General features: G+C 63.1%; 23 protein-coding genes. 15 read left to right on the top strand and 8 right to left on the bottom strand.

Annotated elements, in window-relative coordinates; all coding sequences use genetic code 11:
• Window positions 1-3 precede the first annotated feature (3 nt).
• Genes IB264_RS23435 through IB264_RS23410 form a run of 6 tightly spaced genes read left to right on the top strand, consistent with a single transcriptional unit; the run spans window position 4 to window position 7957 of the window.
• Entirely contained in the window at window positions 4-924 is a 921-nt protein-coding gene (locus IB264_RS23435; RefSeq protein ID WP_025427950.1) for a DUF58 domain-containing protein, read from the top strand.
• Window positions 921-3728: a DUF4159 domain-containing protein gene (locus tag IB264_RS23430; RefSeq protein WP_025427951.1), complete on the top strand. Its 2808-nt coding sequence runs from the start codon at window positions 921-923 to the stop codon at window positions 3726-3728. The genes IB264_RS23435 and IB264_RS23430 overlap by 4 nt, the downstream gene beginning before the upstream one ends.
• A 10-nt stretch (window positions 3729-3738) precedes the next feature.
• On the top strand, window positions 3739-5808 hold the full coding sequence (locus IB264_RS23425) for a membrane protein (protein WP_025427952.1): 2070 nt from the start codon (window positions 3739-3741) through the stop codon (window positions 5806-5808).
• Window positions 5805-6278: a GNAT family N-acetyltransferase gene (locus IB264_RS23420; protein ID WP_038576313.1), complete on the top strand. Its 474-nt coding sequence runs from the start codon at window positions 5805-5807 to the stop codon at window positions 6276-6278. Before IB264_RS23425 ends, IB264_RS23420 begins: the two co-directional genes overlap by 4 nt.
• 54 nt (window positions 6279-6332) lie before the next feature.
• The gene (locus IB264_RS23415) at window positions 6333-7535 is read left to right on the top strand and encodes a glycoside hydrolase family 5 protein (protein ID WP_025427954.1); all 1203 of its coding nucleotides are present in this window, start codon (window positions 6333-6335) and stop codon (window positions 7533-7535) included.
• Window positions 7535-7957, top strand: a complete 423-nt coding sequence (locus IB264_RS23410; RefSeq protein ID WP_025427955.1) for an N-acetyltransferase — start codon at window positions 7535-7537, stop codon at window positions 7955-7957. The genes IB264_RS23415 and IB264_RS23410 overlap by 1 nt, the downstream gene beginning before the upstream one ends.
• Before the next feature lie 13 nt (window positions 7958-7970).
• On the opposite strand, the gene IB264_RS23405 is transcribed toward IB264_RS23410, so the two are convergent.
• Window positions 7971-8528 carry a GNAT family N-acetyltransferase gene (locus IB264_RS23405; RefSeq protein WP_025427956.1) on the bottom strand — a complete coding sequence of 186 codons (558 nt, stop codon included), beginning with the start codon at window positions 8526-8528 and terminating at the stop codon, window positions 7971-7973.
• A gap of 259 nt (window positions 8529-8787) precedes the next feature.
• On the opposite strand from IB264_RS23405, the gene IB264_RS23400 reads away from it, so the two are divergent.
• Window positions 8788-9765: a glutathione S-transferase family protein gene (locus tag IB264_RS23400; RefSeq protein WP_192434229.1), complete on the top strand. Its 978-nt coding sequence runs from the start codon at window positions 8788-8790 to the stop codon at window positions 9763-9765.
• A gap of 107 nt (window positions 9766-9872) precedes the next feature.
• On the opposite strand, the gene IB264_RS23395 is transcribed toward IB264_RS23400, so the two are convergent.
• Window positions 9873-10340: an NUDIX domain-containing protein gene (locus IB264_RS23395; RefSeq protein WP_025427957.1), complete on the bottom strand. Its 468-nt coding sequence runs from the start codon at window positions 10338-10340 to the stop codon at window positions 9873-9875.
• Between the two features lie 110 nt (window positions 10341-10450).
• Between IB264_RS23395 and IB264_RS23390 the strand changes: the two genes are divergently transcribed.
• Both IB264_RS23390 and IB264_RS23385 read left to right on the top strand, forming a co-directional pair.
• The gene (locus IB264_RS23390; RefSeq protein ID WP_025427958.1) at window positions 10451-11353 is read left to right on the top strand and encodes a metallophosphoesterase; all 903 of its coding nucleotides are present in this window, start codon (window positions 10451-10453) and stop codon (window positions 11351-11353) included.
• Between the two features lie 164 nt (window positions 11354-11517).
• Entirely contained in the window at window positions 11518-12066 is a 549-nt protein-coding gene (locus IB264_RS23385; protein ID WP_038577333.1) for a tetratricopeptide repeat protein, read from the top strand.
• 64 nt (window positions 12067-12130) lie between these two features.
• Here the strand turns inward: IB264_RS23385 and IB264_RS23380 are convergent, their stop codons facing one another.
• On the bottom strand, window positions 12131-12922 hold the full coding sequence (locus IB264_RS23380; RefSeq protein ID WP_158268960.1) for a DUF3313 domain-containing protein: 792 nt from the start codon (window positions 12920-12922) through the stop codon (window positions 12131-12133).
• Window positions 12923-13319: 397 nt separating this feature from the next.
• Between IB264_RS23380 and IB264_RS23375 the strand changes: the two genes are divergently transcribed.
• The 5 genes from IB264_RS23375 (at window position 13320) to IB264_RS23355 (ending at window position 16180) form a co-directional block, all read left to right on the top strand.
• On the top strand, window positions 13320-13838 hold the full coding sequence (locus IB264_RS23375; RefSeq protein ID WP_025427961.1) for an RNA polymerase sigma factor: 519 nt from the start codon (window positions 13320-13322) through the stop codon (window positions 13836-13838).
• A gap of 3 nt (window positions 13839-13841) precedes the next feature.
• A complete protein-coding gene (locus tag IB264_RS23370) occupies window positions 13842-14669 on the top strand; it encodes an anti-sigma factor (RefSeq protein ID WP_025427962.1) in 828 nt (275 codons plus the stop codon).
• A 473-nt stretch (window positions 14670-15142) separates the two neighbouring features.
• Entirely contained in the window at window positions 15143-15352 is a 210-nt protein-coding gene (locus IB264_RS23365) for a cold-shock protein (RefSeq protein ID WP_025427963.1), read from the top strand.
• Window positions 15353-15537: 185 nt separating this feature from the next.
• A complete protein-coding gene (locus IB264_RS23360) occupies window positions 15538-15762 on the top strand; it encodes a hypothetical protein (RefSeq protein WP_025427964.1) in 225 nt (74 codons plus the stop codon).
• 37 nt (window positions 15763-15799) lie between these two features.
• Window positions 15800-16180, top strand: coding sequence for a DUF6481 family protein (locus IB264_RS23355; protein ID WP_025427965.1), 381 nt, complete (start codon window positions 15800-15802; stop codon window positions 16178-16180).
• Between the two features lie 114 nt (window positions 16181-16294).
• Here the strand turns inward: IB264_RS23355 and leuA are convergent, their stop codons facing one another.
• The gene (leuA, locus tag IB264_RS23350) at window positions 16295-18004 is read right to left on the bottom strand and encodes a 2-isopropylmalate synthase (RefSeq protein WP_025427966.1); all 1710 of its coding nucleotides are present in this window, start codon (window positions 18002-18004) and stop codon (window positions 16295-16297) included.
• 453 nt (window positions 18005-18457) lie between these two features.
• Window positions 18458-19036 carry an ATP-dependent Clp protease proteolytic subunit gene (locus IB264_RS23345; protein ID WP_025427968.1) on the bottom strand — a complete coding sequence of 193 codons (579 nt, stop codon included), beginning with the start codon at window positions 19034-19036 and terminating at the stop codon, window positions 18458-18460.
• A 244-nt stretch (window positions 19037-19280) separates the two neighbouring features.
• Here IB264_RS23345 and IB264_RS23340 point away from each other — a divergent pair, with 244 nt between their 5' ends.
• A complete protein-coding gene (locus IB264_RS23340; protein ID WP_025427969.1) occupies window positions 19281-19859 on the top strand; it encodes a HupE/UreJ family protein in 579 nt (192 codons plus the stop codon).
• A gap of 38 nt (window positions 19860-19897) precedes the next feature.
• Here the strand turns inward: IB264_RS23340 and queF are convergent, their stop codons facing one another.
• The 3 genes from queF to IB264_RS23325 all read right to left on the bottom strand — a co-directional run bounded on the left by queF (window position 19898) and on the right by IB264_RS23325 (window position 22978).
• Window positions 19898-20362 carry a preQ(1) synthase gene (queF, locus tag IB264_RS23335; RefSeq protein ID WP_025427970.1) on the bottom strand — a complete coding sequence of 155 codons (465 nt, stop codon included), beginning with the start codon at window positions 20360-20362 and terminating at the stop codon, window positions 19898-19900.
• Window positions 20359-21279: a cation diffusion facilitator family transporter gene (locus IB264_RS23330; protein ID WP_025427971.1), complete on the bottom strand. Its 921-nt coding sequence runs from the start codon at window positions 21277-21279 to the stop codon at window positions 20359-20361. The genes queF and IB264_RS23330 overlap by 4 nt, the downstream gene beginning before the upstream one ends.
• A 154-nt stretch (window positions 21280-21433) precedes the next feature.
• Window positions 21434-22978, bottom strand: coding sequence for an MFS transporter (locus IB264_RS23325; RefSeq protein WP_025427972.1), 1545 nt, complete (start codon window positions 22976-22978; stop codon window positions 21434-21436).
• Between the last annotated feature and the right edge of the window lie 38 nt (window positions 22979-23016).

Here is a 23016-nt window from a genome sequence, read left to right as displayed (position 1 = left end):
AGAATGGCCTCCATCGGGCACATAGTTGCGCGTACCCCCGCTGGTGAGGTTCTTTCCCGTGCGCAGCAGCGCGCGATGCTCGTTCCTGACTGCCTGGTCGAGGCCCGCCGCATCGCCAATACGGTGATCTCCGGCTGGCATGGGCGGCGCAAGCGCGGGATCGGCGAGAATTTCTGGCAGTTTCGCCCCTATAGCGACGGCGAAAGCCTGTCGCGCATCGACTGGCGCCGTTCGGCCCGCGACGACCATACCTATGTGCGCGACCGCGAATGGGAAGCGGCCCACACCATCTGGCTCTGGGCCGACCTGTCTCCGTCGATGATGTACAAGTCAACGCTCGGTTCGGTGTCAAAGGAAAGCCGGGCCCTGGTCTTGATGCTGGCGCTCGCCGAAATCCTCGCCCGCTCCGGCGAACGCATCGGATGCCCCGGCGTGATGGAGCCGATCTCCGCCCGCAACGCCGCCGAACGGCTGGCAACCGCGATCATGCTGAGCCCGCTCTCCGAAGGGCTGCCCGAGACGGGGATGATCCGCAGCGCCAGCGATCTCGTCTTGATCGGCGATTTTCTCGATCCGACCGACAGGATCATGGAGCGGCTGGGCCCGCTCGCCCGCCGCGGCCTGCGCGGTCATGTCGTCGAGGTTGCCGATCCGGCGGAGGAAGTCTTCCCCTATGCCGGGCGGACTGAATTCAGCGACCCGGAAACCGGCCAGAAACTGACGGCCGGCCGCGCCGAGGTCCTGCGCGAGGACTATCAGCGCGCCTACCTCGCCCGCCGCGAAAGCCTCGGCGTCACGCTGCGCCATCTCGGCTGGACCTTCACGCCGCACAGGACCGATCGGCCCGCCTCCGAGGCGCTGGTTGCCGTCCACATGTATCTGTCCGGCATGCCAGGACGCGCTACGCATGGAGGCCAGCTATGACCGGCCTTCCCTTCCTCTTCGCCAATCCGGCACTCTTGGCAGCCCTGATCGCTTTGCCGGTGATCTGGTGGCTGTTGCGCATGACGCCGCCGAAACCGGCGGCCGAAGTGTTCCCGCCGTTGCGCATTCTCGCCTCCGTGTTGAAGCGCGAGGAAACCCCATCGAAAAGCCCGTGGTGGCTGACCCTGCTGCGCATGCTGATGGCGGCCGCCGTCATCCTCGCGATCGCCGATCCCGTCGTGAACCCGCGTCAGAACACACTTGCTACCGGCGGCCCGCTGGCGATCGTCGTCGACAACAGCTGGGCAACCGCCACCGACTGGGAACAGCGCGTCGATGCCGTGAGCACGCTGATTGACGACGCGGAAGCGCGCGACCTTGCAGTCTCCATCGCCTTCACCGGTGATCGCCAGCACGACGCCACGCCAGGCTCGGCAGCAACCGCGCGCAACAGGCTTGCCGCTGCCGCCCCCATTCCCCTTGCCGTCGACCGAGCCCAGGCGATAGCCGCGCTGAAAACCGCATTTGAGGGCACGAATCCCGGCACGCTCGCCTTCGTCAGCGACGGCATCGAGGCTGCGGATCAGAAGACGATGGCAGCGCTTGCTGACGTGGGAGCTGCCGAACTGCGGGTCGTCGAGGCCGATGGTAGCCGCACCGTAGCGCTGACCGATACCAGCAACGGCTCGACCGGCATGTCGGTGACGGCAACGCGCCTGCGCAAGGACGGCGCGCTGACCCTGCCGATCGTCGCCTACGATACGCGTGGGCGCGCGATCGCCGATGGACAGATCGCCTTCGCCTCGGGCGAAGGCGTTGCCAAGGGCAGCATCGAAGCGCCCTTCGAACTGCGCAACGACTTTGCCCGCATCGGCATCGAGAATGCAGCGACCGCCGGCAGCGTGCATCTGCTCGACGATGGCTTCCGCCGTCGCCGCGTCGCCCTGCTGAGCGGCGAGGCCCGCGACCTGTCGCAGCCGCTGCTATCGCCGCTCTACTACATCAACCGTGCGCTCACCCCCTATGCGGATCTCGTCGAACCGCACGAGACGGATCTCGCCGTCGCCATTCCGGAACTGTTGGAGCAGAAGCCGTCCGTACTGATCATGGCCGATATCGGCCGGCTGCCGGAGGAGATTTATCCGAAGCTGTCGAAGTGGATCGATAATGGCGGCATGCTCATCCGCTTTGCCGGCCCGCGGCTTGCCGCTGCCCCCGCAGACGATCCGCTCGTGCCGGTGACGCTGCGCCAGGGTGAACGCGCGCTTGGCGGCGCGCTGTCCTGGTCCGAACCGCAGCCGCTTGCCGACTACCCCGGAAACAGCCCGTTTGCCGGCATGGCACGCCCGACAGACATTCTCGTCAAGCGGCAGGTGCTGGCCGAGCCGACCTCCGATCTTGCCGAGCGCACCTGGGCAAGCCTTGCCGACGGCACGCCGCTGGTAACGACCTCAGCTCACGGCGCCGGTCGCATCATCCTTTTCCATGTCAGCGCCGAGGCCACCTGGTCGAACCTGCCGATCTCGGGCGATTTCGTCGAAATGCTTCGCCGCAGCGTCCAGCTTTCGCGCGGCGGCGGCGTTGCCAACGAGGGCAAGGCGCAACAGCAGACGCTCGCGCCCTATCGGCTGCTCAATGCCGACGGCGTGCTCGTGGCCGAGACCGGCAACGCCCGGCCGCTCGACGTCATCCCCGGCAAGGTGCCGGTCGCCACACCGGAAAACCCTCCGGGTCTCTATGGCTCCGAAGACGGTTTCACCGCGCTCAACCTGCTGCCACGCAATGCCGAGCTGCAGCCGATCGACATGACGGCCGCCGGCGCTCACACCGCCCAGCAACTGGCCGGGTCCGAGAGCTGGTCGCTGAAGCCGGCGTTGTTCACACTGGCCCTGCTGCTGCTGCTCGTCGACGCGCTGATCGTGTTGTTCATGGGCGGGGCCTTCTCGCGGCTGCGCGCAGCAAAGGCCATGACCGCGGTCCTGTTGCTGGCGGCAAGCGCCTTTCTCGTTTCGCCGCCGGATAGTCTGGCCGATGACAGTCGACCGGAAGACGCCGCCATTCTCGAGCGCCTCGACACCACGCATCTGGCCTATGTGGTGACCGGTGAGAGTGAAGTCGACCGCCTGTCCGAGCGCGGGCTGACGGGGCTCACCGACTTCCTCACCTATCGCACCACGCTGGAGCCCGGCACGCCCGTCGGCCTCGATATCACCAAGGACGAGCTCTCGTTCTACCCGATCATCTACTGGCCGGTCTCCGCCTCGGCGCCGATGCCGAGCCCACAGGCCGTCAGCCGCATCGACGCCTATATGCGCGCCGGCGGCACGGTGCTGTTCGACACGCGCGACCAGTTCTCCTCGCTCGGCGCGTCATCCGGTGGCACCAGCCCCAACACCGAGAGGCTGCAGGCGATCCTTGCCAACCTCGACATCCCGCCGTTGGAGCCGGTTCCTACCGACCACGTGCTGACCAAGGCCTTTTACCTGCTGGCGAACTTCCCAGGCCGTTATACCGGCAGCCCGCTCTGGATCGAGGCGCAGCTCGACAATCGCGAAGAGCCAAGCAACCGCCCAGCGCGCTCGGGCGACGGCGTGACGCCGATCATGATCACCGGCAACGACTTTGCCGGCGCCTGGGCGGTGGACGCCAATGGCGTCGCGCTGCTGCCGACGGTGCCGCCGGACGAAATGCAGCGCGAATACGCCTTCCGTTCCGGCGTCAACATCATGATGTATATGCTGACCGGCAACTACAAGGCCGACCAGGTGCACGTGCCGGCCCTGCTCGAACGGCTCGGACAATGAGGGCCGATCGATGACCGCCGACTTCTCGCCTTTCATCCCCTGGCCCTATCTGGCGGTGCTTGCCGTTGCAGCCGCAATTCTGGCTGCGCTTGGCATCTGGCGCGGCGTGCGCGGAGCCTGGGTGCGTGCCGCAGCCCTTGCCGCCTTCTGCCTGGCACTGGCCAATCCGATCCTCTTCCAGGAGGAGCGCGAGCCGCTGTCGACCATCGTCGCTGTTGTCGTCGACCGCAGCCAGAGCCAGGACTATGCCGGCCGGCGCGAGCAGACCGACAAGGCGCTTGCCGATCTCAAGGACCGGCTGTCGCGCTTCCCGCAGATCGAGACCCGCATCGTCGAGGCTGCCGACAGCGAAGAGAGCGAAGCGCCATCGACGCGGCTCTTCTCCGCCTTGACCTCCGTGCTTGCCGATGTGCCGCCGGCACGGGTCGGCGGTGCGATCTTCATCACCGACGGCCAGATCCACGACGTCCCCGATATCAACCAGAAGCTCGGCTTCGACGCGCCGATCCATGGGCTGATCAGCGGCAAGCCGGATGAGTTCGACCGCCGCATCGAGATCGTCAGCGCGCCGCGTTTCGGCATCGTCGGCGAACAGCAGAAGCTGTCCTTCCGCGTCGTTGATGACGGTGCGGCACCGGGCGGAACCGCGCAGGTGACCATCCGCCTCAACGGCAACGAGATCGCAACCGAAGTGGTCGAGCCCGGCACTGACGTGCCCTTCAGCTTCACCGTGCCGCGCGGCGGCAACAACATTCTCGAATTCGCGGTCAACGGCGTCCCCGGTGAAGTCACCGAGACCAACAATCGTGCCGTCCATGTGCTCGACGGCATCCGCGAGAACCTGCGCGTGCTGCTCGTCTCCGGCGAGCCGCATGCGGGCGAGCGCGCCTGGCGCAATCTGCTGAAATCTGATGCCGCCGTCGATCTCGTGCACTTCACCATTCTGCGCCCGCCGGAAAAGCAGGACGGGACCCCGATCAACGAGTTGTCACTGATCGCCTTTCCGACGCGCGAACTGTTCGTGGACAAGATCAGCGAGTTCGACCTGATCATCTTCGATCGCTACCAGCACCGCGGCGTCCTGCCGATCCTCTACTACGACAACATCGCGCAATATGTTCAGAACGGCGGTGCGCTGCTGATCGCCGCCGGTCCCGAACATGCCGGCAACGATTCCATTGCCGCAACGCCCCTGTCGGCCGTGCTGCCGGCAAACCCGACCGGCGTGATGAATGAAAAAGGCTTTTACCCCCGCCTGTCGGACGAGGGAAAGAAGCATCCGGTCACCCGTGGCCTCGAAGGTGCGGCAAGCGAACCGCCGCAGTGGGGCCGCTGGTTCCGCACCGTCGACGTCGACAGGCCGCTCGGTCAGACCGTGATGGAAGCGGCTGACGGCAAGCCGCTGCTGGTGCTGAACCGCGTCGGCAAGGGCCGTGTCGCCATGCTGCTGTCCGACCAGGGCTGGCTCTGGGCGCGCGGTTTCGAGGGCGGCGGTCCGCACGTCTCGCTCTATCGCCGCACCGCCCATTGGCTGATGCAGGAGCCGGCGCTGGAAGAAGAAGCGCTGACCGCGCGTGCCGCCGGCCGCACGCTGGAGATCACCCGTCAGACCATCGAAGGTGACCCCGGCCATGCGACCCTCACCTACCCGTCCGGCAAGACCGAGGAGCTGACGCTCGCCCAGCGCGAGCCGGGTCTTTACAGCGCCGAAATCAAGACCACGGAAACCGGCCTGTTCGAAGTCGCCAACGACGAACTGACGACGCTTGTGCATGTCGGCAATGTCGACGCACCGGAGTTCAGGGCGGCGATCTCGACCGAGGACAAGCTGCGCCCCTGGGCTGACAAGACCAAGGGGCTTGTGCGCCGGCTGGCAAGTGCCGATGGCGCCATCGACCTGCCATCGATCCTGCCGGTGCGCGGCGCCGTCCGTGTCGCCGACGACCAGCGGCTGTCGCTGCGCATGACGGATGAAACCGTGCTCAGGGGCATCAACTCGCTGTCGCTGTTTACCGGTCTCTTCGGCCTTGCCGTCCTGCTCTTCCTGATATCGGCGACCTGGTACCGCGAGGGTCGATGACCGATCCGAGCGTCGCCATCAGCAACCTGCGCGATGTGCCCTATTTCGCCGATGATATCGCCGACCGTGTCTGGCGGGCCTGGTGGGAGCCGCGTGGCTTTCCGCTTGGCCATATCGCCGAACTGGTTGCCGGAAGCCTTGGCGACCACCACATCCCGTTTGCCATCGTCGCCCATCGCGGCGCGACCTTCATCGGCACCGCATCGGTAATCGAATCCGATCTCGACGAGCGGCCGGCACTTCGTCCCTGGGTCGCGGCGGTCTGGGTAGAGCCGACCTTTCGTGGACTCGGCATCGGCGCGAGCATCGTTCGCCATGCCGCGGACGCGGCTTTGGCCACCGGCGTCGAGAGCGTGCATCTCTGCTCCTTGCCGGAGAAGCGAGCATTCTATCAACGCGGCGGCTGGCAGCTCGACGAAAACGATGTGGGTGAAAGCCGGCTCGACGTCTTCAGCATGCGCCGTTCCTGATTTAGGCCACAATGACTGTCGAAATCGCAGGGATAGTTTTTAGGAGCCCTGTACATGCGTTTGATCGTCTCCTCCCTCCTCGCTCTCACCGTAGCCGGTTCTGTCGTCACCGGGCCCGCTCATGCGGCCGATCTCATCGGCTTCTGGGACAAGCCGCAGCACGGCGGCAACAGCTTCAACCGGCTGCCGCCGGACGAGGCCTATTTCAAGGCGCTGTCCGGTTACGGCGCCACTTGGGTCCGGCTCTCCTACGACAAGTGGAAGCCGGCCAAGCGCGATTATCTGATCGGCGATGCCGACAAATACGAGGGCATTCCTGCGGCCGACCTTAAGATGCTGAAGGAAACGCTCGACCGGGCCGACAAGGCCGGGTTGAAGGTCGTCATCACTCCCCTGTCGCTGCCCGGCATGCGCTGGTCGCAGAACAACGGCAACAAGTTCGATGGGCGCATCTGGCAAGACAAGGCCTGGTGGGCTGAGGCCGCAAGCTTCTGGCGCGATCTCGCGCGCGAACTTAGGGATCATCCTGGCGTTGCCGCCTACAACATCATCAACGAACCGGCGCCTGAAAAGCAAAACGGCCTTGCCGAGCATGCCGACAGGAAGGCGATGCTCGACTGGTATGCCGGCAAGAAAGGCAGCGCATCCGACCTCGTGGCCTTCTACGAAACGGTCATCGCCGCAATCCGCGAGGTCGATCCGGCCACCCCGATCATGGCCGACGCCGGATGGTACGCGGCAGCCGACGGCTTCACCTATTGGCCGTCGGGCCTCAGCGACCAGAAGGTGGTCTACAGCTTCCACATGTATGAGCCCTACGCCGCGACGAGCGCACCCAACATGAAGCGCGAGAAGCCCTATACCTATCCCGGCAAGGTGCCCTTCGGCGAAGGCGATGAGGACTGGGACAAGGCGCGGGTCGCATCCTATCTCGACCAACCGGTGCAATGGGCGAAAGACAAGGGCATACCGCTCAATCGCGTCGTTGCCGGCGAGTTCGGCTGCATGCGCCGCTGGACCGGCTGCAAGGCTTACCTCGAAGACGTGCTGACGACGCTCGACAAGAACAGCCTGCACTGGGCCTTCTACAGCTTCCGCGAAGACAGCTGGGACGGCATGGACTACGAACTGGGATCGAAGAAGGTCCACTGGAAATACTGGGACGCGATCGACGCCGGCACGCCGGATCCGGTCAAGCGCACGGCGACACCGGAATTCGAACCGATAGCCAAACGGCTGGCAAAGGAGGAGCAGTGATGTTCGAGATCACCGACGCACCGCCGGCCGAAGCACTCGAGGCGATCGGCAACGGGCTGACGGCGTTCAACGCCGCCGATGTCGGCCCATCCGAGCGGCGGCCGCTGGCAGTGCTCGTCGGTGGACCCGATGCGGCGGGCAAACGCGGCGGCCTCAGCGGCTACACCGCCTGGGGCTGGTTGTTCGTGCAATGGCTGTGGCTACCGGAAGACCTGCGCGGACAGGGCCTTGCGGGCAAGCTGCTGACGGCGGCCGAGGAAGAGGCCATTCGTCGCGGCTGCCACGGCGCCTGGATCGACACGTTCAACCCGCAGGCGCTGCGCGCCTACAAGCGCCAGGGCTATGAGACCTTCGGCGAGTTGCCCGACTTTCCACCGGGCCGCAGCCGCGTCTTCCTGAAAAAGCTGCTGGTTTCGCAGTAAGGCCCGAAGGCCATCAAACGGCAAGCGCCAGTTCGATATCGGCCAACTCGGCCGCGTCATGGGCGGCCGCGTCGTCCCGCCAGCCGATGACGCCGGCAAGGCCGGCGTGAACGCCTTCAGCCATCGGCACCACCAGCACCCGTGCCGGATCGACCGGGCCCGGAAATTCCAGTGCGGCGTAACGGACCTTTTCAAAGCCGAGCGGCTGATAATAGGGCGGATCGCCGACGAGGATGACGGCCTGCGACCCCTTCCGCCGTGCCGCCTCCACGGCGATGCGCACGAGTTCCCGGCCGATGCCCATGTTCTTGTGCGACGGCCTGACAGCAAGCGGTCCAAGCAGGTGGCCCTTGATCGAACCGGCCATCACAGGCGTCATCCTGACCGAGGCGATCGTCCCGCCATTGTCGGCGCAGATGAAGGACAGCGACCGATCGTGCGGCCCCTGCTCGCGAATGCGCGCAGCCGCCCGGGCAAACCGGCCGGGGCCAAAGGCTTCTTCGTTGATGATTTCGATGGCTGCGTCATGGGACGCGTCTTCGGTCAGGTAGACGAGGTCGTGCTTTTTCATGGGATCAGGAACCAGGCATACGAACGGACATGGGGATGGCGTCACCCGAAGAGGGCGTTGGCAGCATCAGCGTCGTCGCAGGTTTCCCGAGAAGGTCATGAGTACGGTTCGTTCCGGACACAGAGAAATTTTCTGAAATCGCCGATACCAGAAAATTGCCCGATGTCAAAGCCCAAAACGCACTGTTCAGAAATCGATACCTATCGAAGACCGGCAAAGACGCTATCTATGAACGACGAAACGACAAAGGAGATCGCCCATGGGCAGGCTTGTAGACGGCATCTGGCAGGACGTCTGGTATGACACGGCGGCGACGAAAGGCCATTTCAAGCGCAGCGAATCGCAGTTTCGCAACTGGATCACCGCCGACGGGTCGGCAGGCCCATCCGGCGAGGGCGGCTTCAAGGCCGAGGCCGGGCGCTATCATCTCTACGTCTCGCTTGCCTGCCCCTGGGCGCACCGCACGCTGATCTTCCGCAAGCTGAAGAAGCTCGAAGACCTGATTTCGGTCTCGATCGTCGATCCGCTGATGCTGACGAAGGGCTGGGAGTTCAAGGGCAAGGATGGCGGCACTGTCGACCACCTCTACGGCTTCCACGCCCTCTGGCAGGTCTACGCCCGCGCCGACCCAACCTATTCCGGCCGGGTGACCGTGCCCGTCCTGTTGGACAAGCAGAAAAACACGATCGTCTCGAACGAATCCGCCGAAATCATCCGCATGTTCAACTCCGCCTTCAACGAACTGACAGGCTCGAACGACGATTTCTACCCGGAGGAACTGCGAGGCGAAATCGACGAGCTGAACACCCGCATCTATGGCGCGGTCAACAACGGCGTCTACAAGGCCGGTTTCGCCACGAGCCAGGAAGCTTACGAGGAAGGCGTCACCCCATTGTTCGACATGCTCGACGAACTGGAGGAGCGGCTTGCCACCCGGCGCTACCTGACCGGCAGCAGGCTCACCGAGGCCGACTGGCGGCTGTTCACGACACTGGTGCGCTTCGATCCCGTTTATGTCGGGCACTTCAAGTGCAACATCCGCCGGATCGCCGATTACAGGAACCTGCAGGGTTATCTGCGTGACCTTTACCAGGTGCCTGGCGTGGCCGAGACGGTCAACATGAACCACATCAAGGAACACTATTACCGCAGCCACACGATGATCAATCCGACCGGCGTCGTACCCGTCGGCCCGATCATCGATCTGGATGCGCCGCATGGGCGGCAGGCTGCCTAACGCATGTCGCGCAAAAGTGTGTAGCGGTTTTGCGATCATGACATGCGCAAAAAAAGAGCCTTAAGCCGCCGCCGCGCGTTCACGCGTGCGGCGGCGCGCGGCCGGCCCTACCAGTAGCTGTCGAAAGCCGTGCTGCCCGCAAGCTCGCCAAGCCGGCGGCGCGTTGCCGGCGTCGTATCGTCAGGCAGCGCATCAAGCGCGAAGAAACCGCTCGCGGCGATCTCCAGATCCGGCACCTTCGGCAAGGTCTGGCGCACGCCGTCGCAACGGTAGAAGACCACGTGATCGCGGCGACTCGTGCGCCTGTTGTAATAGACCTGTACCAGTGTCGGCGGGGCGGTCGTTTCCAGATTGCCCTCCTCGTGCAACTCCCGCAGCAACCCTTCGAGCGCGGTCTCGTCGCGGTCGAGCCCGCCACCCGGCAAATGCCAGCCGGGCAGGTAGGAATGCCGCACCAGGAAGACGCGCCCTTCAACGTCGAAGCAAGCGGCACGCACGCCGATCGTCATGCCGCGCGACAACGCGTAATAGCCGTGCACCAGGCGCATCAGGACGCGGAGATACCAGCGTCGCATCTCCGGTGGCCGCTCCTGCTTCAGATGCCTATCCTTCCGCATTGACTGTCAGACCGGATTAATCCGGCGACATGATTCCCCTCAACCGGAATATGCGCTAGACGGGGACGATGTTCAAACTTGCCCATATCTCCGATATCCATCTCGGCCCCCTGCCCGATCTCTCCTTGAGGGAACTTGCCTCCAAGCGCATCACCGGCTTCGTCAACTGGCACCGGAACCGCAGCCGGCACCTGTTCACGGGCACGCTCGACTGCCTGATGGCCGATATCGAGAAGCGCGATCCCGACCATATGGCGATCACCGGAGACCTGGTGAACCTCGCCTCGTCGCGGGAGATCGCAACGGTGACCGATTGGCTCGAGGACGCTGGCGACCCGGCCAACATCTCGATCGTCCCGGGCAATCACGATGCCTATGTGCCCGGCGCCTACGAGAAGACGACGCGCGCCTGGTATCCCTTTATGCGGGCGGATGGCGCACCGGCCGAGTGGCATGAGGGCCATCGCTGCTTCCCCTATCTGCGGGTGCGCGGCCCGGTGGCGCTGATCGGTTGCTCGACTGCGGTCGCGACGCCGCCCTTTGCCGCCAGCGGCTATTTCGGCCAGCGGCAGGCGCGCGCCACCGTCAACCTGCTTCGCCAGGCCGCTGACGCCGGTCTTTTCCGCGTGGTGATGATCCACCATCCGCCGATCCACGGCGCCGCCTCGCTGCACAAGCGCATGCTCGGCATCCGCCGGTTTGCGGCAACGATCTCGTCGGGCGGCGCCGAGCTGGTGATCCACGGCCACACCCACCTCAATACGGTCTACTCGCTGCAGGGCCCGAATGGCCCGGTGCCGGTCGTCGGTATCTCCTCGGCGTCGCAGGGTCCGGGCGGACACAAGCCACAGGCTGCCTACAATCTGTTCACGATTGCCGGCGAGGCCGGCAACTGGTTCCTCACCCGCGAGCGCTACGCGCTCAACGCCGATGCGACCGGCGCCACATTGGTCGAAACCACCCGCTTCTAGGCCCGCTCGCCCGACTTTTCGCCGAAATCCCATCGCCGGGCGAATAAATGCCCCTATTCGTGCGTCACACTCCCGTTCGGGTTCCCACGACCGGCAGAGCGATCTATCCTCTGTGCCGTGAATGGTGTGCTCGGCGCCATTGCATATGTTGGGAGATAGGCATGATGAACCGCAAGACCATTCTATGCGCCCTGTTTGCCGCCAGCGCGGCCGTTTTTGCAGGGCAGACCGCCATGGCCGCCGGCGAGGACACCAGCGAACCGCCGAAGAAAACCAAGACGAGCAGCGAATGCACCAACGGCAAGATCTGGGATGCCAAGAAGAACGCCTGCGTCAATGCCAAGAAGAGCGATCTTAGCGACGACATCCTCTTCGAGGCCGCCCGCGAGCTTGCCTATGCCGGCCAGTATGAGAACTCCATCAAGGTCCTCGGCGCCGTCAAGGATCAGAAGAGCGCCCGCGTGCTGAACTATCTCGGCTATGCCAACCGCAAGGCCGGGCGCATGGAGCTCGGCATGCAGTATTACAAGCGCGCGCTCCAAGCCGACGAGAACTATATCCTCGCCCGCTCCTACATGGGCCAGGCCCTGATCGAACAGGGTCAGGTAGAGGATGCCCGCGTGCAACTGGTCGAGATTCGCGATCGCGGCGGCGAAGACACCTGGGCCTATCGCTCGCTGCTGCAGTCTTTGGGCGGCGTCAGGCAATATTGATGCATGCCCACTGCCTTCCCGAACCTGGGAAGGCAGCCGCGGCATCGATCCTTGAAGCGTCTCCTCAGTTGCGCTTCTTCTCGGTCCATTCCGGCGGCAAGCCCAGCGCGCCGCCGACAATGCCCGTGACCCCCGAGCCACGCCCGAAAACCGCGCAATCGGGATCGGTCGATTTGCCGGTAACCGCATAGGACACGCTATTCGAGACGTTCTTCATCGACGGCAGCTCGAAGTCGGACTTCATCGGATCGTTCGACTTTGCCAGCATCGCGCTGAAATCGTCGGAAAAGTCTCCGGCAAGCTCGAAGGCGTCGGCGGCAGTCGACGCGCGCGAACCGCTGGTGACGATGTTTGCCCCCCGCGCCCAGGTCAGACCCGCGATCTGTTTGCCTCTGGCATCGAAGGCCTCGGCTTCGACCGATAGATTGCCGAGACCGATCGGAAGGCGCGGAACCGGGACAGGCGAGACTTTCGAAGCGACACTCGACACGCCGGCAACGACGGCGTTGGTGGCTTTCACCTTCGTTACAACGGAACGCACCGCCATATCCGCCGGCTTCGACACCGGAACGACATCGAAATGCGCGCTTAGCGCCTCGCACAGCGAGCGGTCGATCGCCGTCGCCACCAGCTTCTTCTGGGGGTCGCCGAGGGTGCCGACATCGGCATTGGAGGCAAAGGTCGTCGGGATCAGATGCACGGTCTTGACCGTCTTGGTCGAAGCGGCATCCACCCGATACTTGGTCTTGGTTACCATCCCGTCGCTTGCGACGAAATCCTTGTAGGAGGACAGCGAACCGGTTTCGCTGAGAGACGCACTCTGGCAACCGGCGAGGCCCGCCAGGGATACGGTCAAGCCGGCCACCCGCAAGAATTTCGGAGCGGGGCGCCACCCGCCATCACGCGGTCGCCCTGTGGAAGGTCGACCGTCATTTCGTCTCTCGCCGCATGCATGCTCGTTCATTGACGCGTCCTCTGTGATCGACCTGGAGTTGTGCGGATGAGTGCCGATCAGATTCGGGCCGAACTTTGACGCAATGCCGGCCCACCCTTGCAGTTTACGGTAACGACCGCCCTGCGAGACGACATGCGGATCGGCAAGGGTTTTTGGGATAACGGCGAAAGAAAGAGCAGATTTCGCTTTCCGATCCGTGACTTCCCTTGCAGACTAACGGTCAAATGTTTCATATCATTCACCGTGGAATTACCTGGCGAATAAAGACACGATCCCGCACGTTTCATTTGGAAGAGCAATGCGCCCAGCGGCAGAAACGAAGGACTTCAGACGCGACTTGGTCAGCTTGCTGCCCAAATTGCGCCGCTTCGCGATGACATTGACGCGCAATGCACATGATGCCGATGATCTTGTCCAGGAAGCTTGCGAAAGAGCGATTACGCGCAGTCACCTCTGGAACGGAGAAGGCCGGCTCGAAAGCTGGATCTACGCCATGACGCGCAACCTCTGGATCGACGAGATCCGCAAACGGAAAGTCCGCACCGGCAGCGGTACGGTCGACGTGTCCGACCAGGACGAACTGAGCATCGAGGCCTCCGCCGAGAAAGCCGTCTACGCCAACCAATTGCAGAAGATGATCCTCTCGATGCCTGAGGGCCTGGCAAGCACCTTCCTGCTGGTCAATGTCGAAGGCCACAGCTACCGCGAGACTGCCGATATCCTCGGTATCCCGATCGGCACGGTGATGAGCAGGCTGTCGACCGCGCGGTTGAGGCTCGCCGCGATGATCTCCGAAAACACCGAAAGGAGGGCATGACCGTTGCAGCAAACAAAAGGTCACGCGCTCGAAGTCCGGTTGTGCGCCTATATCGATGGCGAACTCGGCGAGGCAGAAAAGACTGAACTCGAGACGCTCCTCGCCCGCGACGAGGAAGCCAAGGCGTTGTTTGAAAAGCTGAAGGCCGGCAGCGCCTTCGGCAACACGGCATTCGAGGATTTCCTTCATGATCCCGTGCCGCTGGCGCTGGTGCGTCAGATCAAGCAGGGCTCCGGCATCAATCCCAAGGCGGAACGCGTGACGATCGCTGCCGCCAATGTGCGCAGCGTGCGCATCTGGCCGCGGGTGATGGCTGCTTCCGTGGCGCTGGTGCTGGTCGGTGGCTTCACCGGGTTTATCATCGGCACGGCCAACCACGCCGGCGAGCCGACAAGGGTCGCCTCCGCCCGCACCTGGCTTGACGACATCGCCGACTACCACCGCATTTATTCCCGCCAGAAGGAACGGCTCGTCGAGGTCCCGGCCTCCGAAGCGCCGAAGATCGAGACTTGGCTCGCCTCCAGCGTCGGCGTCCCGTTCACCATTCCCAACCTCACCGGCAAGGGTCTGAACTTCGAGGGTGCGCGTCTGCTCGTCGCCAACAGCAAACCCGTCGCGCAACTTATCTATCGCAATGCCGATGGCGACGTGTTTGCCATCTGCTTCCTCAAGGACAGCGACAGCCCGCAGTCAGACAAGTTCTCCGAAAGCATCCGCGACAATCTCGGCATGGTTTCCTGGCAGCGCGGCGGCGCGTCTTTCGTGCTCGTCGGCCCGTCGGCCAGCATCGGTCTGCACGATCTGGCCGAAGCGGTCTCCACGACAATCTGAGCCGCGACCTCCGCCTGAACCAGGCAACGGAACCATGGCAGCGCCTGTTGCCAGGGTGGATCGTGTTGCCGTCAAAATCAGACATCGACCGCAGCGCGGCAGACTGCATCATCCGCGCGAGCGGCCCTATGCCGAGCCGGGCTGATGTTAGCTCAAGCGGAAATTTTTGCAGGCAACCAAATAGTTACACCTGCTTTCCCGGCCTAAAATACATATGCTGCACCGAAAAAAATTTCGCTCCGAATTGCCGTTTCGCAACACCCGCAAAATTGGCAAAACCCGGCAAGAAAAAACCAACGGTTGACATATCAATACTTTGTCTATATCTCTGACAAATCGATATTTGCTTGCTGAACTTTGGTTACCGCGCATTTAGCAACTGCGCCCTGACGAACCTTCCTTTCAAAAATCGCTATCTTCATCCGCAGCGCTTGTGCGCGGCGGTCATTCAATATGCTATGAAAGGGTTCATCATGACCACTGGCACAGTTAAATGGTTTAATTCCACCAAGGGCTTCGGCTTCATTCAGCCTGACAACGGCGGTCCGGACGCATTCGTCCACATCTCCGCCGTCGAGCGTGCTGGAATGCGCGAAATCGTCGAAGGCCAGAAGATCGCCTACGACATGGAGCGCGACAACAAGTCGGGCAAGATGTCTGCCTGCAATCTGCAGGCAGCCTAAATCGGTATCGGCTCTCCCTTGACCACGGATGTACTGGCACTGTCGAGAGCATGATACCCATCAAGGTCAGGCAACATGCCTGGCCTTTTTTATTTCCGCGCGCCGACTGCACGATCCCGCAACTGCATTATGCATCGGGAGTGACGTGCAACACCGTAGACGCGCGCCAAAGTCGGGGATATCCCATGACAGAGACACACAACAAATCGCGCCAGCGGGCCGAGATCGCCTTTGCCAAAGAGCAATCGCAGTTCTTTGCCCGCGACAGCGCCGTTGAAGAACTCGACTCCATCGTCCAGGCTCGCGAAGAGAAGACCCTGCGTCTGCGCGAAGCGCGGCTGGCGAAGGAATTGCAGGACCGCCTGGCGGCGGCTGCCGCCCCCGCTTCGAAACGCGTCAGAAAAACCTGACTTTCAGTCAGGGTGACACCTCAACTGGAATAGAGACTTGAGAAACATCAGAAACAGTGAACTCACCGACCGTCGCAGCGCCGCGGCCGATGCGAAGAAAGCGCTTCTTGAAGCCTACCGCGCGGCAAAGGAAGCCGCAGAACCGACCGAACTCGCCCGCCAGGCCGAGCGTCAGGCGGTCGCTGCAGCCCGCGAAGAGCGGCGCATCGAACGCGAACGGGTAAAGAATGAGGAGCGCGAGCGCTTGCAGGCCGAGGCCGCTGAGCGCGAGGCGGCACTCACGGCTGCTGCAAGAGCTGAGGCCGAAGCGCGCGAAGCCGCCGACAAGAACCGCATTTCACGCGTGATCGAGGACGAGGCTGCCCGCAAGGCCGAGCGCGACCGGCGCTACGCCAACCGCAAGGCGCGGCAGGCTTAACCGCAGCCCGCAAATGGACTTTGAAGCCCCCACCATGGCGAGCCGTGATTGAGGGTAGCGTCAAGTACCGATCGAAAACGCCGCGCGTCCTCAGGGCGCGCGGCGTTTTGATGATCAGCTACGTTTCATTTCCAACACGCGGTTGGCAGCCGAGACGATCGCTTCCAGCGAGGCTGCAACGATGTTGGTGTTGATGCCGGCGCCAAACAGCTTACCATCAGGGTGCTCCATCTCGACATAGGCGATGGCGGCTGCGTTCGAGCCGTGCTGCAGCGAATGCTCGGAATAGTCGGCGACCGAGAGATCGACGCCGAGATAGATCGACAGCGCGTTAATGAAACCGTCGATCGGACCGGTGCCCTTGCCCTCGATGCGCTTGAGCTCGCCGTTGTCGGTGATCTCGGCCGAAACCACACGCACGCCCTTGTGCTCGCCGACCGGATAGGTGTTGTGATCGACGAATTTGATGCGCGCGCCGGGCTGCTCGACATAACGCTCGATGAAGCGTTCATGGATGCGTTTGGAGGGTAGCTCCTTGCCTTCTTCGTCGGTGATGTGCTGGATGTCCTCGCGGAACTCCACCTGCAGGTTGCGCGGCAGGTTGATGCCGTAGTCTTCCTGCAGGATATAGGCGATGCCGCCCTTCCCCGACTGCGAGTTGATCCGGATGATCGCCTCGTAGGAGCGGCCGACGTCACGCGGATCGATCGGCAGGTAAGGCACTTCCCACAATGGCTTGTTGGCGGTCTTGATCGCCTTCATGCCCTTGTTGATCGCATCTTGGTGCGAGCCGGAGAAGGCCGTGTAGACCAGTTCGCCGACGTAAGGATGGCGCTCGGGGATCACCATCTGGTTGGAATATTCGTAGACTTCCTTGATCCGCTCGATGTCGGAGCAGTCCAGCTGCGGGTCCACGCCTTGCGTGAACATGTTCAGCGCCAGCGTCACCACGTCGACATTGCCCGTGCGCTCGCCATTGCCGAACAGCGTGCCTTCGACGCGGTCGGCACCGGCCATCAGGCCGAGCTCCGTCGCCGCAATGCCCGTGCCGCGGTCGTTGTGCGGGTGCAGGGAAATGATCAGGCTCTCGCGATTGTCGAGGTTGCGGCACATCCACTCGATCTGGTCGGCATAGATGTTCGGCGTCGCCATCTCGACGGTCGACGGCAGATTGAGGATCAGCTTGTTATCCGGCGTCGGCTTGACGATCGCGGTGACCGCGTTGCAGATCTCCAGCGCCACTTCCAGCTCGGTGCCGGTGAAGCTCTCCGGCGAATACTCGAAGCGAAAATCGCCACCGGCCTTGGCGGCCATGTCGGTGATCATCTTGGCAGCATCGGTCGCAATTTGCTTGATGCCGGCAACATCCTTGGCAAACACCACCCGGCGCTGCAACTCACTGGTCGAGTTGTAGAAATGCACGATCGGCTTATGGGCGCCCTGCAGCGCCTCGAAGGTCCGGGTGATCAGCTCCGGCCGGCACTGCACCAGCACCTGCAGCGACACGTCTTCGGCGACATTGCCCTCTTCGATGCACCAGCGGGCAAAGTCGAAGTCCGTCTGCGAGGCCGAGGGGAAGCCAATCTCGATTTCCTTGAAGCCCATGTCCAGGAGCAGCTGGAACATGCGCGCCTTGCGGTCATGGCCCATCGGGTCGACGAGCGACTGGTTGCCGTCACGCAGGTCGACCGAGCACCAGATCGGCGCCTGGGAAATGGTCTTCGACGGCCAGGTCCGGTCGGCGAGCGCGATCTGCGGGTAAGGCTGATACTTCACCGCCGCTTCCGGCATGCCGTTCTTGATGGAATGGGATTTCTGGATCATTGCAGCTTCTCTTCATCACTGAGCGCTCTGGCCGCTTTGCCATAACCGATCGGGGATCGGATTGCGATGGCAAATGCCGTGGCGGGCGCGCGTTTGTCCTAAAACTCTATTGGATTCGAGGAGCATCTGCCGGCGTGGCTTTTTCGGCCGCCGGGCGCTCCTCAGCGAACCCGGCAACCGCGAGTAAGGCCGAGAAGAAGAAGCGAGGCGAAGGCGTGCAGCGGCGCACGATTGTCATCGTGTGCGGCAGAGATCGTAGCGATCCGATATGCGCTGGCCTTGGTCATGACAAAGCCTATACACGGCTTGCCGAACCGGAGCAAGGCATGCCCGTGCGGAAACGTGAGGAGTGCGACCATCCCTCTGGCGCGAGCCCCGCCAAACGAAAAAGGCACCGGCGCTGCCGCCGATGCCCTTTGCAATTTCAACGCCGTTGCCGACGGTATATCGGTCTCAGATATCCGAAACCGAGGTGATGATGCGCGAGACGAGGCCATAGTTCTTGGCCTCTTCAGCCGACAGCCAATAGTCACGTTCGGTATCCTTGGCGATCTTTTCGACCGTCTGGCCGGTCGCTTCGGAGAAGATCTTGTTCAGGCGCTCGTTCATCTTGATGATTTCGCGGGCCTGGATCTCGATATCCGAAGCCATGCCGCGGGTGCCGCCCGACGGTTGGTGAAGCAGGAAGCGGGTATTCGGCAGGCAGAGACGACGCTCCTTGGGAACGCCGACATAGATCAGCGCGCCGGCGGACGCGACCCAGCCGGTGCCAATCGTCCAGACCTTCGGCTTCACGAACTTCATCATGTCGTGAATGCTGTCGCCGGATTCGACGTGGCCGCCTGGCGAGCTGACGAAGAGGCGGATGTCGTCATCGCTGGCCGACGCAAGCGCCACGAGCTGCGAGCAAACCTTCTGCGCCAACTCCTGGGTGATGGTGCCGTAAATGAAAATCGAGCGCGACTTGAAAAGGTTCGCCTCCGTTTCCTTGCCCAAGGGCAGTTCGGTGTTCTTGTCTTCCTCGTCGCTCATCCGTTGTTCTCCGGCGTCTCATGAATTTCTTTGTCAAAGTCAGATAATGCGACTCGACAGCGAAGACAATGCAACAAACCGAAAGGGCGACAAAGGGCGAAGCGGATTGCACTGCGCCTATGGTAAACGGCGCCACCGCCAAATGCCGTATGGACAGAGACACAGAGCCCAATAAGATCGAGCCGGTCAAAAAACTGCAAGGACAGGGCTCCCTCCCAGGTCCTGTCGATCCATGGGGACAGATATGAACAGACGCATCCTGATTGCAGCGGCCGTGCTGATGGCATCCGCGGCACCGGCCTTCGCTCACCTCAACCCTGATGAGCACGGCTCGTTTGCCGCCGGCTTCTCGCATCCGCTCTTCGGCCTCGACCATATCCTGGCCATGGTCGCCGTCGGCCTCTGGGCCGCACAGATCGGCGGCCGGGCGCTGTGGCTCGTGCCGTCGGCCTTCGTCGCGATGATGGCGGCCGGCTTTTCGCTGGCAACGGCCGGCATCCATTTTCCCTTTGTCGAGCCCGCGATCCTCGCCTCGGTTGTCGCGCTGGGCCTGCTGGTGGCAATGGCCGTGCGCCTCGATGCGGCCGCGTCGGCTGCGGTCGTCGGCCTCTTCGCGCTCTTTCACGGCCATGCCCATGGCGGCGAACTCGGCAGCGCCGGCGCCCTTCCCTTCGCCATCGGCTTCATGCTTGCCACCGCCGCCCTTCACGCGGCCGGCATCGGCCTTGGCGTGGCGCTTGGTCGCCTCTCAGGCGGCGGCACGCTGGCGCGCATTCTCGGCGGCCTTACGGCACTTGCCGGCACGGCCCTGATCTTCGGCTGACGAAACGAACGGGGAATGGCGGGTCATGCCCGCCATTTTTATCCGCGACCGCGATAGGTCGGCACGCCCTGATCGGGCAGCCACAATCCTTCCGGCGGCTTGCCGGTCTGCCAGAAAACGTCGATCGGAATGCCGCCGCGCGGATACCAGTAGGCACCGATGCGCAGCCAGCGCGGCGACAACAGGCTGACCAGCCGTTTGGCGATATCAATGGTGCAGTCCTCGTGGAAGGCGCCATGATTGCGGAAGGAATGCAGGAACAGCTTCAGCGACTTCGATTCCACCAGCCATTCATCCGGCACGTAGTCGATGACGATGTGGGCAAAATCCGGCTGGCCGGTCATCGGGCAAAGCGAGGTGAATTCCGGCGCGGTGAACCGCACCAGGAAGTCCGCGCCCTGATTGCCGCTCGGCACGCGCTCGAGCACCGCTTCGTCGGGGCTCTGCGGCAGGTCGACCTTGGCGCCCAGTTGCGACAGGCCGGATACGTCAGTCTTGCTCATTTGCGTGGTGCTCCACTTACCTTTACGCGCACGCCGTGCGCCTTTTCACCTTCCGGCTCGACATGGATCGCGATCTTGGCGCCGGGCTGAACGGCGCGTATCGCGTCCTCGATGCGATCGCAGATATCATGCGCCTCGCCGACCGGCATCATTTCCGGCACGACCATGTGGAAATCCACAAAAATCACCGGGCCTGCCTGGCGGGTCTTGAGATCGTGCACTCCAAGCGAGCCCTTGCCGTTGGCGGCGATCGCCTGCTTGATCGCCTCCTCCTCCTCGGCCGGCACCGCCCGGTCCATCAACCCGTCAATCGACCGCGAGATCACCATCCAGCCCTGGAACAGGATATTGCAGGCGACGATGACGGCCAGCAAGGGATCAAGGATCGCGTAACCCGTGGCAATGGCAAGACCAAGGCCGATCAAAACGCCGATCGAGGTCACGACGTCAGACAGAATATGATGGCCGTCGGCGCTGAGAGCCGGCGAGCGATGCTTCCGACCGGCGCTGATCAGCACATAGGCCCAGATGGCGTTGACGACACCAGCAGCAAAGTTGATCGCCAGGCCGAGCGCCGGAGCTTCCAACATCACCGGCGCCATCATCGCCGGCACCGCTTCCCAGACGATCAGCAATGCGGCAACGACGATCAGCACGCCCTCGATAACCGCGGAAAAATACTCCGCCTTGTGGTGCCCGAAGGGATGGCCGGCATCCGCCGGTTTCGCCGCATAGCCGATCATCAGATAGGCGATCACCGCCGCAATCACATTGACTGTCGACTCAAGACCATCCGACAAAAGGGCCACCGAGCCGGTAAGCCACCAGGCAAGCAGCTTCAGCCCCAGCACAGCCAGAGAAAGCGGAATGCCCCAGAAGGCAAGCCGCAGGACGGTTCGGTTATCGGATAGAGACATCTTCTTCATTCCTCATGCAGATGCAAACGAGTTGCAAACGCAAGCCCATTGAAACGCAAAACCGCCCGCGCGAATTTCGCGCAGGCGGTCAATGGGAAACATATGTGCCATCGATGCCGGCTTGTCAAAGGTGCGTTCGGCTCCTGCCCGTTTTTTAAGGGTCCGTAATCGTACCCGGCATCAGATCGGTTTCGGCGCTTTCGACTTCTTCGGCGCCCTTGCCGAGGTACAGGAAGACGACCACGGCCGTTGCCGTGGTAATGGCCGTCAACAGCCAGAGCAGCGTCCCGAACGCGCTGCTATAGGCTTGAAGCAGTGCAAGGCGCTCAACCGACGGCACTATGCTGCCGGCCGCAGCCACGTTGCCGGTGACGAGCCTCTGGGCGACATCGGCGGCGTGGCCGCCGGCTGCCGACCCCAATTTGATCTGCGTGAAGACAGAGAGAAGCGCTGTCACCACCGCAAGGGCGATCCCTTCGCCCGCAACACGGGTGGTGCTGAAGATACCCGTCGCCATTCCCGCCCGCTCCTTCGGCACCACGCTGACCGCCAGCCCATCCATCAAACCCCAGGGCAGGCTGATGCCGATGCCGACGAGCAGCAATGGTGGGACCAGCAGCCCCGGCGCCGAGCCCACGGGAAACTGGCTGAGCCAGCCAAGCCCGGCGGCTGAAACCAGCAATCCGGTCCCGCAGATGACGGCCGGCGCAAACCAGCGCGTCAACAGACCGGCGGCGATCGGCAGGAGGAGCAGCGGAGCCGAGAGCGCAATCATCATCCGCCCCCCGGCAATCTCGCTCATGCCTTCGATGCCGATGAACCGCACCGGCAGAAGAATGAGCAGCACGACGAAACCATAAGCCGGCGCCGCCGCGAGCAGTTGTACGCCGACAAAGCGCGGATACTTGAACAAGGACAGATCCAGCATCGGCCGCGCCACGGAACGCTCGATTCGGTAGAAGACAAAGAAGAAGACAACCGCAGCTACCAGCACAGCGAGGACGAAAGGATCGCTCCAGCCGGCCTCGGGCAGCTGCAGGATGCCAAATGTCAGGAATGCCAGCGCCAGCGTGAACGTCACCGCCCCCTTCCAGTCGAGGCCGCCCGCATTCGGGTCGCGCGTTTCCCGCAGGAAAACGGCACCGAGCGCAAAGGCAAAGGCCGCGAGCGCGACGACAAGCAGGAAGATTGCCGGCCAGCCGAGCGCCTCGACCACGAGGCCGGAGGCAATGGGGCCAAATGCCAGGCCGACGCCAAAGCTCGCACCGACGACGCTGAACGCCCGCAGCCGTTGCCCCTCTTCAAACTCCTGTGCCAGTGAAGCCATGCCGCCCGAAAACGCTGCCGCCGCCCCGACACCCTGCAAGGCCCTGAGAATGTCGAACAAGACAATATCGTTGGCGAAGGCAAGGCCGAGCGAGAACAGGCCGAAGGCTGCAAGCCCGCCGAGGAACATGCGCTTGCGGCCATAGCTATCGGCAAGCGCGCCCGCCGCCATCAGGGTGCTGCCGAAGGTCAGCATGAAGGCGTTCGTGACCCAGTTGAGCGCCAGCGGGCTTCCACCCAGCGTCCGGCTGATCGCGGGCAGTGCCACCGCCGGCCCGGTGAAGGTCAGCGGCATGGCGGCGGCCGCACAACAAACAGCAACAAGAACGCACAACCGTCCGGCGTTGCTCCTACTCCTGGTCTTTTCTCTCATGTCTTGCAGTCCCGATGTGTTCGAGCAAGGAAGGACCC

The sequence above is a fragment of the Ensifer sp. ENS11 genome (genome assembly GCF_014851895.1).
In the GTDB taxonomy this organism is placed as follows: domain Bacteria; phylum Pseudomonadota; class Alphaproteobacteria; order Rhizobiales; family Rhizobiaceae; genus Ensifer; species Ensifer canadensis.
This window is presented reverse-complemented; position numbering and strand designations above follow the sequence as displayed.